Genomic DNA, 17000 nt, shown 5'->3' with positions numbered 1-17000 from the left:
CAATGAACAGGATTTTCTCCACCCTCGGTTTTTCGCTATGGATAGCGCTGCTGTCGCCGATGGTTCAAGCGGCCAATCTGAAGACGCTGGACGTTGCGGCGCTGCCGGGCGATCGCGTCGAGTTGAAGCTGTCGTTCGACGGCCCACCGCCACAGCCCAAGGGCTACACCACCGATTCGCCTGCGCGGATTGCTCTGGATCTGCCGGGAGTGGCCAGCCAGCTCGCGAGCAAGACTCGCGACCTCGGTAGCGGAAATGCGCGCACTGCCACCGTGGTCGAGGCCAACGACCGTACCCGGTTGATCATCAATCTGACGCAGCTGGCGCCGTATGACGCCCGGGTCGAGGGGAACACGCTGTTCGTGGTGGTTGGGCAGGGCAGCAAAGTTACTGCGCCGCGACCTGCCACCAAGGCTCCGCGCGCCACGCCGGTGGCCGCCCCGGCCCGGACGTTTGTGCCGACGGCCAAGGCCATTCGTGGCGTGGATTTCCAGCGTGGCACGGCGGGTGAGGGCAATGTCGTCATCGACCTGTCCGACCCGACCATTGCGCCGGACATCCAGGAGCATGACGGCAAGATCATCCTCAATTTTGCCCGCACCCAATTGCCCGAGCCGTTGCGGGTACGCCTCGACGTCAAGGATTTCGCCACCCCGGTGCAGTTCGTCAATGCCGGCGTCAGCGGAGATCGCGCGACCATCACCGTCGAGCCCAGCGGCACCTTCGACTATTCCACTTACCAGACCGACAACAAGCTGACCGTGAGCATCCGGCCGTTGACCGTCGATGACCTGCAAAAGCGCAACGCCGACCGCAACAGCTACAGCGGTGAAAAGCTTTCGTTGAATTTCCAGGACATCGATGTGCGTTCGGTGCTGCAACTGATCGCCGATTTCACCAACCTCAACCTGGTGGCCAGCGACACGGTGCAGGGCGGGATCACCTTGCGCCTGCAAAACGTGCCATGGGACCAGGCGCTGGATCTGGTGCTCAAGACCAAAGGCCTGGACAAGCGCAAGGTCGGCAACGTGTTGCTGGTGGCGCCGGCAGATGAAATCGCCGCCCGTGAGCGGCAGGAACTGGAATCGCAGAAACAGATCGCCGAACTGGCGCCGCTGCGCCGAGAGCTGCTGCAAGTGAACTACGCCAAGGCTGCGGACATCGCCAAGCTGTTCCAGTCGGTCACCAGCGCCGAGGCCAAAGTCGACGAACGGGGTTCGATCACCGTCGATGAGCGCACCAACAACATCATCGCCTACCAGACCCAGGATCGCCTCGACGAGCTGCGGCGGATCGTGGCGCAACTGGATATCCCGGTGCGTCAGGTGATGATCGAGGCGCGGATCGTCGAAGCCAACGTCGATTACGACAAAAGCCTGGGCGTGCGCTGGGGCGGATCGATCCAGAACAAGGGCAACTGGAATACTTCCGGGGTCAGCAACGGCTCGTCGACCACCATCGGTACACCGGGGAGCACCAGCACCAACTCACCGTTCGTCGACATGGGCACGGTCAACAACACGTCCGGGATCGGCATTGCGTTCATCACCGACAACGTCTTGTTGGACCTTGAGCTGACGGCGATGGAGAAGACCGGCAACGGTGAAATCGTCTCGCAGCCCAAGGTCGTGACCTCCGACAAGGAGACCGCGAAGATCCTCAAGGGCACCGAAATTCCGTATCAGGAAGCCAGCTCCAGCGGCGCTACGTCGGTGTCTTTCAAGGAGGCCTCGCTGTCGCTGGAGGTCACGCCGCAGATCACTCCGGACAACCGCATCATCATGGAGGTGAAGGTCACCAAGGACGAACCGGACTACCTGAACAAAGTGCAGGATGTACCGCCGATCAAGAAAAACGAGGTCAATGCCAAGGTGCTGGTGAACGACGGCGAGACCATCGTGATTGGCGGGGTTTTCTCAAATACTCAAAGCAAGGTCGTAGATAAGGTGCCATTTCTTGGCGATGTGCCGTATCTTGGCCGCCTTTTCCGGCGTGATGTGGTTTCGGAGAAAAAATCCGAGCTGCTGGTATTCCTCACTCCGCGTATCATGAATAACCAGGCGATTGCTGTGAGTCGTTGATTCTGTGCGAAATTTGATTCTTGTAGGACCGATGGGGGCTGGAAAAAGCACCATCGGCCGATTACTGGCCAAAGAGCTGCGCCTGCCGTTCAAGGATTCCGACAAGGAAATTGAACTGCGTACGGGCGCCAATATCCCGTGGATCTTCGACAAGGAAGGCGAGCCCGGTTTTCGTGATCGTGAGCAGGCGATGATCGCCGAGCTGTGCGCGTTCGACGGCGTGGTGCTGGCGACGGGCGGCGGCGCGGTGATGCGCGATGCCAACCGCAAGGCCCTGCATGAGGGCGGACGGGTGGTGTATCTGCACGCCTCCGTCGAGCAGCAGGTCGGCCGCACCTCCCGCGACCGCAACCGGCCGCTGCTGCGCACGGCCAATCCCGAGAAAACCTTGCGCGACCTGCTGGCGATCCGTGATCCGCTTTATCGGGAAATCGCCGATCTGGTGGTGGAAACCGACGAGCGGCCACCACGCATGGTCGTGCTCGATATTCTCGACCGCCTGCAGCAGCTTCCGCCCCGTTAAAGCGCCGCTCGAAATGCGCTATCCTCGGCGTCCTGTCGAGGGTTGTGGCCGATCGCATGCAAGCGGCGTCACATCACTCAAGACCGGGGACATCCGATAATTCAAGGCAGGACGCCTGCTTCCATCTTCACTGTGGGGACACATGCAGACACTCAAGGTCGATCTAGGCGAGCGCAGCTACCCGATTCATATTGGCGAAGGACTGTTGGATCAGCCTGAATTGCTGGCTCCGCACATCCACGGGCGGCAAGTGGCAATCATCTCCAACGAGACTGTTGCGCCGCTCTATCTCGAGCGTCTGACCCGCAGCCTGGCGCAATTCTCGGTGGTTTCCGTGGTGCTGCCGGACGGCGAAGCCTTCAAGAACTGGGAAACCCTGCAACTGATCTTCGATGGTCTGCTGACTGCTCGGCATGATCGTCGTACCACCGTCATCGCCCTTGGTGGCGGTGTGATCGGCGACATGGCCGGTTTTGCAGCCGCCTGCTACCAGCGCGGTGTCGATTTCATCCAGATTCCTACCACGCTGCTGTCCCAGGTCGATTCGTCGGTGGGCGGCAAGACCGGGATCAACCACCCGCTGGGCAAGAACATGGTCGGCGCCTTCTATCAGCCGAACGTGGTGCTGATCGATACGGCGTCCCTGAAAACCCTGCCAGCGCGCGAGCTGTCGGCAGGCCTGGCGGAAGTCATCAAGTACGGCCTGATCTGCGACGAGCCGTTCCTGACCTGGCTCGAAGACAACGTCGACGCCCTGCGCGCGCTGGATCAGAAAGCCCTGACCTATGCCATCGAGCGCTCCTGCGCGGCCAAGGCGGCGGTGGTCGGCGCCGATGAGAAAGAAACCGGCGTGCGCGCCACGCTCAACCTCGGGCACACCTTCGGCCACGCTATCGAAACCCACATGGGCTATGGTGTCTGGTTGCATGGCGAAGCGGTTGCCGCTGGCACCGTGATGGCGCTGGAAATGTCCGCGCGCCTGGGCTGGATCAGCGAGCAGGAGCGCGATCGCGGGATTCGTCTGTTCCAGCGTGCCGGCCTGCCGGTGGTGCCGCCGACAGAGATGACCGAAGCCGATTTTCTCGAACACATGGCAATTGACAAAAAAGTGATCGACGGTCGTTTGCGCCTGGTGCTGCTGCGCCGGATGGGCGAAGCGGTAGTGACCGACGATTATCCGAAAGAGGTTCTACAGGCCACGCTGGGAGCGGATTACCGCGCTCTGGCTCAGCTTAAAGGTTAATAAGATTCCGATGACTAGTTTGCATGCCGACGAGGCGTTCCTCGGCCATTTCCAGTTAAGTCATGACCCTTTCGCTCCACGGGTCCCGGGCTTCAAATTCTTCCCGGCCCAGCGCAAACCGGTGCTGGGTCAACTGCACCACCTGGCGCGTTACAGCCAGTTGCTGCTGGTGGTCACCGGCCCTCAGGGCAGCGGCAAGACGTTGCTGCGCCAGGCGCTGGTTGCCAGCACCAACAAGCAGTCGGTTCAGAGTGTTGTCGTCTCCGCCCGTGGCGCCGGCGATGCGGCCGGTGTGCTGCGTCAGGTCGCCCAGGCGCTGGACGTGGCCCAGGCCGATGTCGGAGCGATCCTCGATCAGGTCGTACAGTTGGCGCTGACCGGCCAGGAAGTCTATCTGCTGGTGGACGATGCCGAGCAGCTCGACGAGTCCGCCCTCGAAGCCCTTATGGCTTTGGGTGCCGGCGCACCGGAAGGCCGTCCGCATGTGTTCCTGTTCGGTGAGTCGTCGCTGATTGCTCAGCTTGAGGCGCTGCACCTTGAGGAAGAGCGCTTCCACGTCATCGAATTGCAGCCATACACCGAAGAAGAAACCCGCGAATATCTCGACCAGCGGCTCGAAGGCGCGGGCCGTGGCGTCGAACTTTTCACCGCGGATCAGATCTCTGATATTCACGAAAGCTCCGAGGGCTGGCCGGGCAACATCAACCAGGTCGCTCGCGATGCTCTGATCGAAGTCATGATTGCCAGCCGCTCTGCGGTCAAGCGTCCAAGTATGGGGTTCAACATGCCGAAGAAACACGTATTGGCGATTTCCGCCGTCGTCGTGGTGGCGGTCGCTGCCGCCTGGCTGATGCCTGGTCGCAACAAGGCGCCAACCACCGGCGCACCGGCCAATGAACAGGCACAGCTGCCATTGGGCCAGGGTGGCGCACCGAACGTGGAGTTCGCCGGTAACACCCAGCCGATGCCGTTGCCGCTGGTCGGCAATTCGCAACCGGTCATGCGCAAGCCATTGGCCGAAGCGGCGGGCGGGATTACCGAGGGTGACGACGGTGTGCCGCTGGAAGGTTCCAGCAATACGCCGCCAACCGTGACCACTACTGCGCCGCCTGTCGGTGTGCCGGCCGGTCCAGCGCCGACGCCGGTTCCGGTCCCTGCGGCCAAACCGACACCGGCACCGACTCAGGTTGCCACGGCCAAGCCAGTGCCTGCTCCAGCCGCGCCAGTCGCCAAGCCTGCTCCAGCGCCGGCCAAGCCTGTAGCAGCGGCCAAACCGGCCGAGAAAGCCGCCGAGAAGCCGGTCACCGTCGCCAAAGCCGCTGGCGGCAGCTGGTACGCCGGCCAGGCGCCGGGCAACTACGTGGTGCAGATCCTCGGCACCAGCTCTGAAGCTGCCGCACAAAGCTTCGTCAAGGAGCAGGGCGGCGAGTACCGTTATTTCAAGAAAGTCCTCAACGGCAAGCCGCTCTACGTGATCACCTATGGCAGCTTTGCCAATCGTGATGCGGCCGTTTCTGCCATCAAGGCCTTGCCAGCGAAGGTTCAGGCTGGTAAACCTTGGCCTCGCACTGTCGCCAGCGTCCAACAGGAACTGGCAACAACTCGCTGAAGATTCGGCGGCCTTACCCAGGCCGCCTCTCCAAGCACCTCAAAATTTCTACAAGTGCGCGCCGCCCTTACGGGTCGCGTGCCTTGTGGTGTCTGCGTCACAGTAGTCTTTGAGTCGTTGCGGTCAAAATTAAAAAAGTTTTGACTAGCACAGCAGATCGCTTTAAACCTTTCACAAATGCGACATGAATTTGCGAAATTTCGTCGTCAAATTTGTGAGCCTCTGTGTCGCTGTGTACAATGACCACCCTTTTGCCCCCGCTAAGCCGGCGTACGTTCGGCGCGAGATGCAAGTGGTTGAATTGAAAAGAAATTTGCCTCGAAAAGAGGCAGCCTGGTGAGAAAGTGTCTATGAAAGCAGGTCTGTACCAACCAGATGAATTCAAGGATAACTGCGGTTTCGGCCTGATAGCCCATATGCAGGGCGAACCCAGTCATACCCTATTGCAAACGGCCATTGAGGCCCTGACCTGCATGACCCACCGCGGTGGGATTAATGCCGACGGCAAGACCGGTGACGGTTGCGGTCTGCTGATTCAAAAGCCTGACGCCTTCCTGCGCGCGATTGCCCAGGAAGCCTTCAGCGTCGAGCTGCCCAAGCAATATGCCGTGGGCATGGTCTTCTTCAACCAGGATCCGGCCAAGGCCGAAGCCGCTCGCGAGAACATGAACCGCGAGATCCTGGCCGAAGGCCTGCAACTGATCGGCTGGCGCAAAGTGCCCATCGACACCAGCGTCCTCGGCCGCCTCGCCCTTGAGCGCCTGCCGCAGATCGAGCAGGTGTACATCGGCGGCGAAGGCCTGAGCGATCAGGACATGGCGGTCAAGCTGTTCAGCGCACGTCGTCGTTCGTCCGTGGCCAACGCCGCTGACACCGACCACTACATCTGCAGCTTTTCCCACAAGACCATCATCTATAAAGGCCTGATGATGCCGGCCGACCTGGCCGCGTTCTATCCGGATCTGGGTGACCAGCGCCTGCAAACCGCGATCTGCGTGTTCCACCAGCGCTTCTCCACCAACACCCTGCCGAAATGGCCGCTGGCTCAGCCATTCCGCTTCCTCGCTCACAACGGCGAGATCAACACCATCACCGGTAACCGCAACTGGGCTCAGGCCCGTCGCACCAAGTTCAGCAACGATCTGATGGATCTGGAAGAACTCGGCCCGCTGGTGAACCGTGTCGGTTCCGACTCCTCGAGCATGGACAACATGCTCGAACTGATGGTCACCGGTGGCATCGACCTGTTCCGTGGCGTGCGGATGATCATTCCGCCTGCGTGGCAGAACGTCGAAACCATGGACCCGGATCTGCGTGCGTTCTACGAGTACAACTCGATGCACATGGAGCCGTGGGACGGCCCGGCCGGCGTGGTGATGACCGATGGTCGTTACGCGGTGTGCCTGCTCGACCGTAACGGTCTGCGCCCGGCGCGCTGGGTCACCACCACCAATGGTTTCATCACTGTCGCTTCGGAAATCGGCGTCTGGAACTACCAGCCGCAGGACGTGATCGCCAAGGGCCGCGTCGGTCCTGGCCAGATCCTCGCCGTGGACACCGAAACCGGTCAGATCCTCGACACCGACGCGATCGACAACCGTCTGAAATCCCGTCATCCGTACAAGCAATGGCTGCGCAAGAATGCCCTGCGCATCCAGGCGACCATGGAAGACAACGATCACGGTTCGGCTTTCTACGACGTCGATCAGCTCAAGCAATACATGAAGATGTATCAGGTCACGTTCGAAGAGCGCGATCAGGTACTGCGTCCGCTCGGCGAGCAAGGCTACGAAGCCGTCGGCTCGATGGGCGACGACACGCCGATGGCCGTGCTGTCCCAGCGTGTGCGCACGCCATACGACTATTTCCGTCAGCAGTTCGCGCAGGTGACCAACCCGCCGATCGACCCGCTGCGTGAAGCGATCGTGATGTCGCTGGAAATCTGCCTCGGTGCCGAACGCAACATCTTCCAGGAATCGCCGGAACACGCTTCGCGCGTGATCCTCAGCTCGCCGGTCATTTCCCCGGCCAAGTGGCGCTCGCTGATGAACCTCGACCGCCCGGGTTTCGAGCGGCAGATCATCGACCTCAACTACGACGAAAGCGTCGGCCTCGAAGCGGCGATCCGCAACGTCGCCGATCAGGCTGAAGAAGCCGTGCGCGCCGGTCGTACCCAGATCGTTCTGAGCGACCGCCATATCGCGCCGGGCAAGCTGCCGATCCACGCCTCGATGGCTACCGGCGCGGTACACCACCGCCTGACCGAAAAAGGCCTGCGCTGCGATTCCAACATCCTCGTTGAAACCGCAACCGCCCGCGATCCGCATCACTTCGCGGTGCTGATCGGCTTCGGCGCCTCGGCGGTCTATCCGTTCCTGGCCTACGAAGTGCTGGGCGACCTGATCCGTACCGGTGAAGTCCTGGGCGACCTCTACGAGGTGTTCAAGAACTACCGCAAAGGCATCACCAAAGGCCTGTTGAAGATCCTGTCGAAGATGGGCATCTCGACCATTGCGTCCTATCGCGGTGCGCAGCTGTTCGAAGCCATTGGTCTGTCCGAAGAAGTTTGCGAGCTGAGCTTCCGTGGCGTGCCGAGCCGCATCAAGGGCGCGCGTTTCGTCGACATCGAAGCCGAGCAGAAAGCACTGGCCACCGAAGCCTGGAGTCCGCGCAAGCCGATCCAGCAGGGCGGCCTGCTGAAGTTCGTCCACGGTGGCGAATACCACGCGTACAACCCGGACGTGGTCAACACCCTGCAAGCCGCCGTGCAGCAGGGCGACTACGCCAAGTTCAAGGAATACACCTCGCTGGTGGACAACCGTCCGGTGTCAATGATCCGCGACCTGTTCAAGGTCAAGACCCTCGACACGCCGCTGGACATCAGTGAAGTCGAGCCGCTGGAATCGGTGCTCAAGCGCTTCGACTCCGCCGGTATCTCGCTGGGCGCCCTGTCGCCGGAAGCTCATGAAGCCCTGGCCGAAGCCATGAACCGCCTCGGTGCGCGTTCCAACTCCGGCGAAGGCGGCGAAGACCCGGCACGTTACGGCACCATCAAGAGCTCGAAAATCAAGCAGGTTGCGACCGGTCGTTTCGGCGTGACCCCGGAATACCTGGTCAACGCCGAAGTGCTGCAGATCAAGGTCGCCCAGGGCGCCAAGCCGGGCGAGGGCGGGCAACTGCCGGGCGGTAAAGTGAACGGGCTGATCGCCAAGCTGCGTTACGCAGTGCCGGGCGTGACCCTGATTTCGCCACCGCCGCACCACGACATCTATTCGATCGAAGACTTGTCGCAGTTGATCTTCGACCTGAAACAGGTCAACCCGAAGGCGCTGGTTTCGGTGAAGCTTGTGGCTGAAGCGGGCGTCGGCACCATCGCCGCCGGTGTGGCCAAGGCCTATGCGGACTTGATCACCATCTCCGGCTACGACGGTGGCACCGGTGCTTCGCCGCTGACCTCGATCAAATACGCTGGCGCACCGTGGGAACTCGGCCTGGCCGAAACCCACCAGACCCTGCGCGGCAACGACCTGCGCGGCAAGGTCCGGGTGCAGACCGACGGCGGCCTGAAAACCGGTCTCGACGTGATCAAGGCGGCCATCCTCGGCGCCGAAAGCTTCGGCTTCGGTACCGCGCCGATGATCGCGCTGGGCTGCAAATACCTGCGTATCTGCCACCTGAACAACTGCGCCACCGGCGTTGCGACTCAGAACGAGAAGCTGCGCAAGGATCACTACATCGGCACCGTCGACATGGTGGTGAACTTCTTCACCTACGTCGCCGAAGAAACCCGTGAGTGGCTGGCCAAGCTGGGCGTGCGTTCCCTCGAAGAGCTGATCGGCCGCACTGATCTGCTGGAAATCCTCGAAGGCCAGACCGCCAAGCAGCATCACCTGGATCTGACCCCGCTGCTGGGCAGCGATCACATCCCGGCGGACAAGCCTCAGTTCTGCGGCGTCGAGCGCAACCCGCCATTCGACCAGGGCCTGCTGGCCGAGAAAATGGTCGAGATGGCGACGTCGGCGATCAACGACCTCAGCGGCGCCGAGTTCGAACTGGACATCTGCAACTGCGACCGTTCGATCGGCGCGCGGATCTCCGGCGAAATCGCCCGCAAGCATGGCAATCAGGGCATGGCCAAGGCGCCAGTCACCTTCCGCTTCAAGGGCACTGCGGGTCAGAGCTTCGGCGTGTGGAACGCCGGCGGTCTGAACATGTACCTGGAAGGCGACGCCAACGACTACGTCGGCAAAGGCATGACCGGCGGCAAACTGGTCATCGTGCCGCCGAAGGGCAGCGCTTATCAGACTCAGAACAGCGCCATCATCGGCAACACCTGCCTGTACGGCGCCACTGGCGGCAAGCTGTTCGCCGCCGGCACCGCAGGCGAGCGTTTCGCCGTGCGCAACTCCGGTGCCCACACGGTCGTGGAAGGCACTGGCGATCACTGCTGCGAGTACATGACCGGTGGTTTCGTCTGCGTCCTGGGCAAGACCGGTTACAACTTCGGCTCAGGCATGACCGGCGGCTTCGCCTACGTGCTCGACCAGGACAACACCTTCGTTGACCGGGTCAACCACGAACTGGTGGAAATCCAGCGGATCAGCGGCGAGGCGATGGAAGCCTATCGCAGCCACCTGCAGAACGTGCTGAACGAGTACGTCGCGGAAACCGACAGCGAGTGGGGTCGTGAACTCGCCGAGAACCTCGATGACTACTTGCGTCGTTTCTGGCTGGTCAAGCCGAAGGCTGCCAACCTGAAGTCGTTGCTTTCCAGCACCCGTGCCAACCCGCAGTGATATGCGCCTGAAGAGTTTGATGAGGTTTTAACAATGGCTGAACGTCTGAATAACGACTTCCAGTTCATCGACGTCGGGCGCAAAGATCCGAAGAAGAAACTGTTGCGTCAACGCAAGAAAGAGTTCGTGGAAATCTACGAACCGTTCAAACCCCAGCAGTCGGCCGACCAGGCCCACCGCTGCCTGGGTTGCGGCAACCCGTATTGCGAATGGAAGTGCCCGGTGCACAACTTCATTCCGAACTGGCTGAAACTGGTGGCCGAGGGCAACATCCTCCAGGCCGCCGAGCTGTCGCACCAGACCAACACCCTGCCGGAAGTCTGCGGCCGGGTGTGCCCGCAGGATCGTCTGTGCGAGGGTGCCTGCACCCTCAACGACGGCTTCGGCGCGGTGACCATCGGTTCGGTCGAGAAGTACATCACCGACACCGCGTTCGCCATGGGCTGGCGCCCGGACATGTCCAAGGTCAAGCCGACCGGCAAGCGTGTCGCGATCATCGGTGCAGGCCCGGCGGGCCTCGGTTGTGCCGACGTGCTGGTGCGTGGCGGCGTGACCCCGGTGGTGTTCGACAAGAACCCGGAAATCGGCGGTCTGCTGACCTTCGGCATCCCCGAGTTCAAACTTGAGAAGACCGTGCTGAGCAATCGCCGCGAAGTCTTCACCGGCATGGGCATCGAATTTCGCCTCAACACCGAGGTCGGCAAGGACGTGACCATGGAGCAACTGCTCGCCGAATACGATGCCGTGTTCATGGGCATGGGCACCTACACCTACATGAAGGGCGGTTTTGCCGGTGAGGATCTGCCGGGCGTTTATGACGCGCTGGATTTCCTGATTGCCAACGTCAATCGCAACCTGGGCTTTGAAAAGTCGCCGGAAGATTTCGTCGACATGAAAGGCAAGAAGGTTGTGGTGCTGGGCGGCGGCGACACGGCGATGGACTGCAACCGCACGTCGATCCGCCAGGGCGCCAAGTCGGTAACCTGTGCTTATCGTCGTGACGAAGCGAACATGCCCGGCTCGCGCAAAGAGGTGAAGAACGCCAAGGAAGAAGGCGTGAAATTCCTCTACAACCGCCAGCCGATCGCCATCGTCGGCGAAGACAAGGTCGAAGGCGTGAAAGTGGTCGAGACCCGTCTCGGCGAACCGGACGCCCGTGGCCGTCGCAGCCCCGAGCCGATCCCGGGTTCCGAAGAGATCATCCCGGCCGACGCCGTGGTCATCGCGTTCGGTTTCCGCCCGAGCCCGGCGCCGTGGTTCGAACAGTTCGAGATCCAGACCGACAGCCAGGGCCGCGTCGTTGCGCCTGAGCAAGGTCAATACAAGCACCAGACCAGCAACCCGAAAATTTTCGCCGGTGGCGACATGGTGCGCGGTTCCGACCTGGTGGTGACGGCGATCTTCGAAGGTCGCAATGCGGCGGAAGGGATCCTGGATTACCTGGGCGTCTAAACCCGGTTCGAAACTGCACCGCAATACCTGTGGGAGCTGGCTTGCCAGCTCCCACATTGTTTTCAGGGTGTTGCTGAAATCCACGAAATCATTGCGACAAATTGACCCGATAGACAAAAGGCTGACCTGCAACCGTGCCTTTTGCGTCGCGCTCTGAGAAAATGCCCGCACTTTTTTTCCGGATGCCGACATGACTGCCCTGAAGAACGACCGTTTCCTCCGCGCCCTGCTCAAGCAACCCGTAGACGTCACCCCTGTGTGGATGATGCGCCAGGCCGGCCGCTACCTGCCGGAATACCGCGCCAGCCGCGCCCAGGCCGGTGATTTCATGAGCCTGTGCATGAATCCGGAATTCGCCTGCGAAGTCACGCTGCAACCTCTCGACCGCTATCCGCAACTGGACGCGGCGATCCTGTTCTCCGACATCCTCACCATTCCCGATGCCATGGGCCAGGGCCTGTACTTCGAGACCGGTGAAGGTCCGCGCTTCAAGAAAGTCGTCAGCACCCTGGCAGACATCGAAGCCCTGCCGATCCCGGATCCGCACAAAGACCTCGGCTACGTGATGGACGCGGTCAGCACCATCCGCCGCGAACTGAACGGCCGTGTGCCGCTGATCGGTTTCTCCGGCAGCCCATGGACCCTCGCTACTTACATGGTCGAAGGCGGCTCGTCGAAAGACTTCCGCAAGACCAAGGCGATGCTCTACGACAACCCGCAAGCCATGCACCTGCTGCTGGACAAGCTGGCGCAGTCGGTGACCTCGTACCTGAACGGCCAGATCCAGGCCGGTGCGCAAGCGGTGCAGATTTTCGATACCTGGGGCGGCAACCTGTCGGCGGCGGCATATCAGGAATTCTCCCTGGCCTACATGAAGAAAATCGTCAGCGGCCTGATCCGCGAGCACAACGGTCGCAAGGTGCCGGTGATCCTCTTCACCAAGAACGGCGGCCTGTGGCTGGAAAGCATCGCCGACGCTGGCGCCGACGCACTGGGCCTGGACTGGACCTGCGACATCGGCAACGCCCGCGCCCGCGTTGGCGATAAGGTCGCACTGCAAGGCAACATGGACCCGACCGTGCTGTATGCCAAGCCGGAAGCGATCCGCACCGAAGTCGGACGCATCCTCGCCAGCTACGGCAAGGGCAGCGGCCACGTGTTCAACCTCGGCCACGGCATCACGCCTGAGGTCGATCCGGAACACGCTGGCGCGTTCCTGCGCGCGGTGCACGAGTTGTCGGCGCAGTACCACGAGTGATCGTGCCTCAATAAAAAACGCCCGGCTTATGCCGGGCGTTTTTTTATGGGTGTGAATCAGGCTTTGACGCCGCCCAGCGGTGGCAACTTCGCCAGCTTCAACGCCACCAGCAGCGCCACCAGCAACAATGCGCCAATGAACAGGCCTATCCCGTTCCATCCCGCCATGTGCCAGAACACTCCGCCCGCCGTCCCGGCGATGCTCGACCCGGCGTAATAGCTGAACAGGTACAACGACGACGCCTGGCCCTTGGCTTTGAGCGCCCGACGGCCGATCCAGCTGCTGGCCACCGAGTGTGCGGCGAAGAAGCCGAAGGTGAAGATCAGCATGCCGATGATCACCAGAGGCAGCGGTGTAAACATCGTCAGGGCGAGGCCGGCGAACATCAGGGCGATGGTTGCCCACAGGACTTTGCGGCGGCCCAGTTTGTCGGCCAGTGAACCGATTTTTGCCGAGCTGTAGATGCCCGACAGGTAGACCACCGACAACAACCCCACAAACACCTGATCCAGGTGATACGGCTCGGCCAGCAGGCGGTAGCCGATGTAGTTGAACAGGGTGACGAACGCGCCCATCAGCACGAACGCCTCAAGGAACAGCAGCGGCAGGCCGGCATCGCGAAAGTGCATGGTGAAGCCGTCGAGCAGGCTGCGCGGATGCAGCGAGCGGGAGCGGAAGTTGCGCGACTCCGGCAGGATCTTCCAGAACACCGCTGCCGCGATCAGCGCCAGACCGCCGATCACCAGCATCGCCGTGTGCCAGCTGACGAAGTCGATCAGTACGCCGGTGATCAAGCGCCCGCTCATCCCGCCAATCGCGTTGCCGCCGATGTACAGGCCCATCGCCAGACCGATGTGCTGCGGATGGATTTCCTCGCTGAGGTAAGTCATTGCAACCGCCGCCAGACCGCTCAACGACAACCCGATCAGCGCCCGCATGATCAGCACGCCGTGCCAGCTCGGCATCATCGAACTGGCGATGGTGCACAGGGCTGCGGCAAACAGAGCGGCGACCATCACCGGTTTGCGCCCGACCCGATCGGAAATCGGCCCGGTGATCAGCAGACCGAAGGCCAACATGCCGGTGGCCACCGACAGGATCAGGCTGCTCTGCGCCGCGTTGATCGAATATTCCTGGGACAGCAGCGGCATCATCGGCTGCACGCAGTACAGCAGGGCAAACGTCGCGAAGCCGCCGCTGAACAGCGCGAGCACCGTGCGCATGAACGCGGGCGTGCCTTTCTCGATGTAGATTTCTTGCAGTTCGGTCAGCACATCGTCCGCCGCAGCGGGCGGGACTTCATGGGCCAGTGGAGCGACGGCGGTTTTCACATCAGACCTCGGAGGGCGCGGGCAGGCAGGCAATGAAAAAATCATATAGCTGGCTAATGTTTCTATCCAATATATTGTTCGACCTGTTTGATAGCTTTCACGACCTAATGGGGTTTCCATGGAATTGCGTCACTTGCGCTACTTCATCGCCGTCGCCGAAGAACTGCACTTCGGCCGCGCCGCACAGGTGCTGGGCATCTCCCAGCCACCGCTGAGCCAGCAGATTCAGGCGCTGGAGCAGGAAGTCGGCGCACGGCTGTTCGAGCGTACCAATCGTCGGGTCGAGCTCAGCGAGGCCGGGCGACTGTTCCTGGAAGAGGCGCGGTTGGTGCTGGCTCAGGTCGACAAAGCGGCGGACGTGGCGCGGCGCGCGCAATTGGGTGAGCTCGGTGAGTTGAAGATCGGTTTCACCTCGTCGGCACCGTTCAACTCGACCATTCCCCAGGCGATTTTTTCCTTCCGCCAGCGTTTCCCGGCCGTGCACCTGAATCTGCGGGAGATGAGCAGCACCATGGTGGCCGACGCATTGGTGGACGAATCGATCGAGGTCGGCATCATGCGCCCCCTGGGCCTGCCGGATTCGCTTAGCGTGGTCGAACTGATGCGCGAGCCTTTGGTGGCGGTGCTCAGCTCCAAACATCCGCTGGCCCAGGGCAGCGAGGAAGGTCTGTTTCTTTCGGCGCTGGCTCTGGAGCCGTTCGTGTTCTTCCCGCGCAGCTACGGCAGCGGTCTTTACTCGCAACTGATCAGCCTGGCCCGTGACGCCGGTTTCAGCCCGCACTTTGCACAGGAGGCGGGGGAGGCGATGACGATCATCGGCCTGGTGGCGGCGGGCCTGGGCGTGTCGGTCATGCCGGCCTCGTATCAGCGGATGCGCATCGACGGCGTGGTCTATCGGCCGTTGCTCGATCCCGAAGCGGTGACGGCGGTGTGGCTGGTGCAGCGCAAGGATCAGAAATCGCCGATGGCCAAGGCGTTCGTCGAGCTGCTCACGCGCAAGGTCGAAGCCGGTTGATCAGGGCAGTCGCACCAGGTCACCCTTCAACGCCACCCGCGTCACGAACACCCCGGCCCGACATTCGTAAGTGTTCAGATCCTTGCGCACATGCTGATCGTAGTAGCTGACGATATTGGTCACCGCGTTAGCCCCGACGCGTTTGGCCTGGGTCTGCAGCGCAATCAGATTCGACTGCAACACCCACTCGCAGGAGTCGTGATCGCTCTTGTTGAAGCCGTTGGTCTTCAGATCGCTGACGACCCCGCGCTGCAACATCCGCTGAGTCCCCAGTGGTCCATTGCCGATCAGGTAGAACTTCACACTGCCATCCAGCCGCCCCGCACGAATCGCATCCGACAGCACGGTTTCGAACGGCATGTACATCAGGTTGGTGGCATGGCTGGCGCTGGGGAGCAGGCTGAAAAGGGCGGCGGCGATCAGGGCTTTTGCTTGCATGGTCATCTCCTTGACGGTGAAAGAAAACCGCGAGTGCTCGACCGACCGGGCTCGCCGTTCCGGCAGACGCTGTGTGTCGGCCTGTTTGAGCCAGTGTAGTTGTGTGCATGGATTTGGTTGGCTTGGCTCCGTACATTTCGAGTAACGGAACTGTCGTAGGGAATATGGCCGTAGTTGCGCAAAATCAGTTCTTTTTCAAACGAGTGTCACGGATGCCACTTCGATACCAGCCTAAGGAGGGCAGCGTTTTGATTTGCGATTTCAGGGGTTATGAAATTCCCGAGATGGTCAAAGTCAGACCTGTTGTTGTGATCCGCAAACATCGAACCAACAGCCTGCTGGTGACAGTAGTGCCGTTGAGTACCACCGCCCCTGATTGCTTGCTCGGGCATCATCTTGAACTTGCAAGCCACCTTCAGGGAGCCAGCCCGACCTGTTGGGCAAAGTGCGACATGATTGCCACGGTCAGCCTTTCGCGGCTTGATCGGATCAAAAGCCGGGATCGGCAAGGCAAGCGCATCTACCTGATCTCACATCTTGCAACAGACGAATTTCACGCGATCAAAACCGCGGTCAGACGGGCGTTGGGGCTGTGATGGCAGCTGAAGTGGCGCATCGAAGCCAAATGCCAGCCGTTGCTCCACATGCAGTTTCAGGCAATACTGCCCGCGTTCCCGAAAGGGGCTTGTGAGACTCTGAGGATCCTGGGCAACCAGCCATCGCAGAGCCAGGCAGGTGAGAGGTGATGACAAGCCAACCTGTTTGTGAAAGGGCGCCGAAAGGCGCCCTTTGTCGTTTCCGGCGGTTACTGAACCGTCGCCAGATCACCCTTCAAGGCAACGCCAGCCATGATCGCGCCCGCGTGGCACTCGTAGTTCTTCGCATCCTTGCGCTCGTTGCTCTTGTAGAAGCTGACGATGTTGGTCACGGCGTTGGCGCCGGCGCTTTTCGCGGCCTGGTGCAGGCTGATGATGGCCGATTGCACGACCCATTCGCAGGCCACTTCATCGGACTTGTTGAAGGCGTTGGTCTTCTTGTTGGTCACCGCGCCGCTGCTGACCACGGTGACTTTGCCGGCCGGGGCGTTGCCCGCCAGATAGAACTTCACGCTGCCGTCGATCTTGCCGGTGCGGGTTGCTTCGGCGACCGCTTTGTCGAACGGCAGGTAAACCGCCGTGTCACGGGCGTGGCTGACGGCGGGCAACGTGCAGAGCAGCAGGGTGGCGGCCGCGAGTTTGTTCAAACGCATGGAGG

At 61.3% G+C, this 17000-nt stretch carries 12 protein-coding genes; 9 read left to right on the top strand and 3 right to left on the bottom strand.

Features of this window, described 5'->3' with window-relative positions; translation table 11 throughout:
• Positions 1–2: 2 nt before the first annotated feature.
• The 7 genes from AC1RMX_RS08115 (at position 3) to hemE (ending at position 12962) form a co-directional block, all read left to right on the top strand.
• Complete coding sequence (locus tag AC1RMX_RS08115) at positions 3–2081, top strand: type IV pilus secretin PilQ (protein ID WP_493071402.1); 2079 nt, start codon at positions 3–5, stop codon at positions 2079–2081.
• Positions 2082–2085: 4 nt separating this feature from the next.
• Positions 2086–2604 carry a shikimate kinase AroK gene (gene aroK / locus AC1RMX_RS08110; protein ID WP_045121685.1) on the top strand — a complete coding sequence of 173 codons (519 nt, stop codon included), beginning with the start codon at positions 2086–2088 and terminating at the stop codon, positions 2602–2604.
• 142 nt (positions 2605–2746) lie between these two features.
• Positions 2747–3847, top strand: coding sequence for a 3-dehydroquinate synthase (gene aroB / locus AC1RMX_RS08105; RefSeq protein ID WP_493071400.1), 1101 nt, complete (start codon positions 2747–2749; stop codon positions 3845–3847).
• A gap of 10 nt (positions 3848–3857) precedes the next feature.
• Positions 3858–5456 carry an AAA family ATPase gene (locus AC1RMX_RS08100; RefSeq protein ID WP_096819914.1) on the top strand — a complete coding sequence of 533 codons (1599 nt, stop codon included), beginning with the start codon at positions 3858–3860 and terminating at the stop codon, positions 5454–5456.
• Between the two features lie 350 nt (positions 5457–5806).
• Positions 5807–10252, top strand: a complete 4446-nt coding sequence (gene gltB, locus AC1RMX_RS08095; protein ID WP_493071398.1) for a glutamate synthase large subunit — start codon at positions 5807–5809, stop codon at positions 10250–10252.
• Between the two features lie 33 nt (positions 10253–10285).
• The gene (locus AC1RMX_RS08090) at positions 10286–11704 is read left to right on the top strand and encodes an FAD-dependent oxidoreductase (protein ID WP_007909438.1); all 1419 of its coding nucleotides are present in this window, start codon (positions 10286–10288) and stop codon (positions 11702–11704) included.
• Between the two features lie 190 nt (positions 11705–11894).
• A complete protein-coding gene (gene hemE / locus AC1RMX_RS08085) occupies positions 11895–12962 on the top strand; it encodes a uroporphyrinogen decarboxylase (protein WP_493071396.1) in 1068 nt (355 codons plus the stop codon).
• A gap of 56 nt (positions 12963–13018) precedes the next feature.
• On the opposite strand, the gene AC1RMX_RS08080 is transcribed toward hemE, so the two are convergent.
• The gene (locus AC1RMX_RS08080) at positions 13019–14293 is read right to left on the bottom strand and encodes an MFS transporter (RefSeq protein ID WP_096819912.1); all 1275 of its coding nucleotides are present in this window, start codon (positions 14291–14293) and stop codon (positions 13019–13021) included.
• A gap of 118 nt (positions 14294–14411) precedes the next feature.
• On the opposite strand from AC1RMX_RS08080, the gene AC1RMX_RS08075 reads away from it, so the two are divergent.
• Entirely contained in the window at positions 14412–15308 is an 897-nt protein-coding gene (locus AC1RMX_RS08075; RefSeq protein ID WP_039766450.1) for a LysR family transcriptional regulator, read from the top strand.
• Here the strand turns inward: AC1RMX_RS08075 and AC1RMX_RS08070 are convergent, their stop codons facing one another.
• Positions 15309–15746 carry an excinuclease gene (locus AC1RMX_RS08070; RefSeq protein WP_493071394.1) on the bottom strand — a complete coding sequence of 146 codons (438 nt, stop codon included), beginning with the start codon at positions 15744–15746 and terminating at the stop codon, positions 15309–15311.
• A gap of 212 nt (positions 15747–15958) precedes the next feature.
• Here AC1RMX_RS08070 and AC1RMX_RS08065 point away from each other — a divergent pair, with 212 nt between their 5' ends.
• A complete protein-coding gene (locus AC1RMX_RS08065; RefSeq protein WP_085611128.1) occupies positions 15959–16342 on the top strand; it encodes a type II toxin-antitoxin system PemK/MazF family toxin in 384 nt (127 codons plus the stop codon).
• A 209-nt stretch (positions 16343–16551) separates the two neighbouring features.
• Here the strand turns inward: AC1RMX_RS08065 and AC1RMX_RS08060 are convergent, their stop codons facing one another.
• Positions 16552–16995 (bottom strand): excinuclease, encoded by a 444-nt coding sequence (locus AC1RMX_RS08060; protein ID WP_096819909.1) that lies wholly within the window; start codon positions 16993–16995, stop codon positions 16552–16554.
• Between the last annotated feature and the right edge of the window lie 5 nt (positions 16996–17000).

It is taken from the genome of Pseudomonas sp. GW822-FHT03F04, from assembly GCF_058801405.1.
Note: the sequence above shows the minus strand (reverse complement) of the source record. Positions and strands in the feature narration are given on the sequence as shown.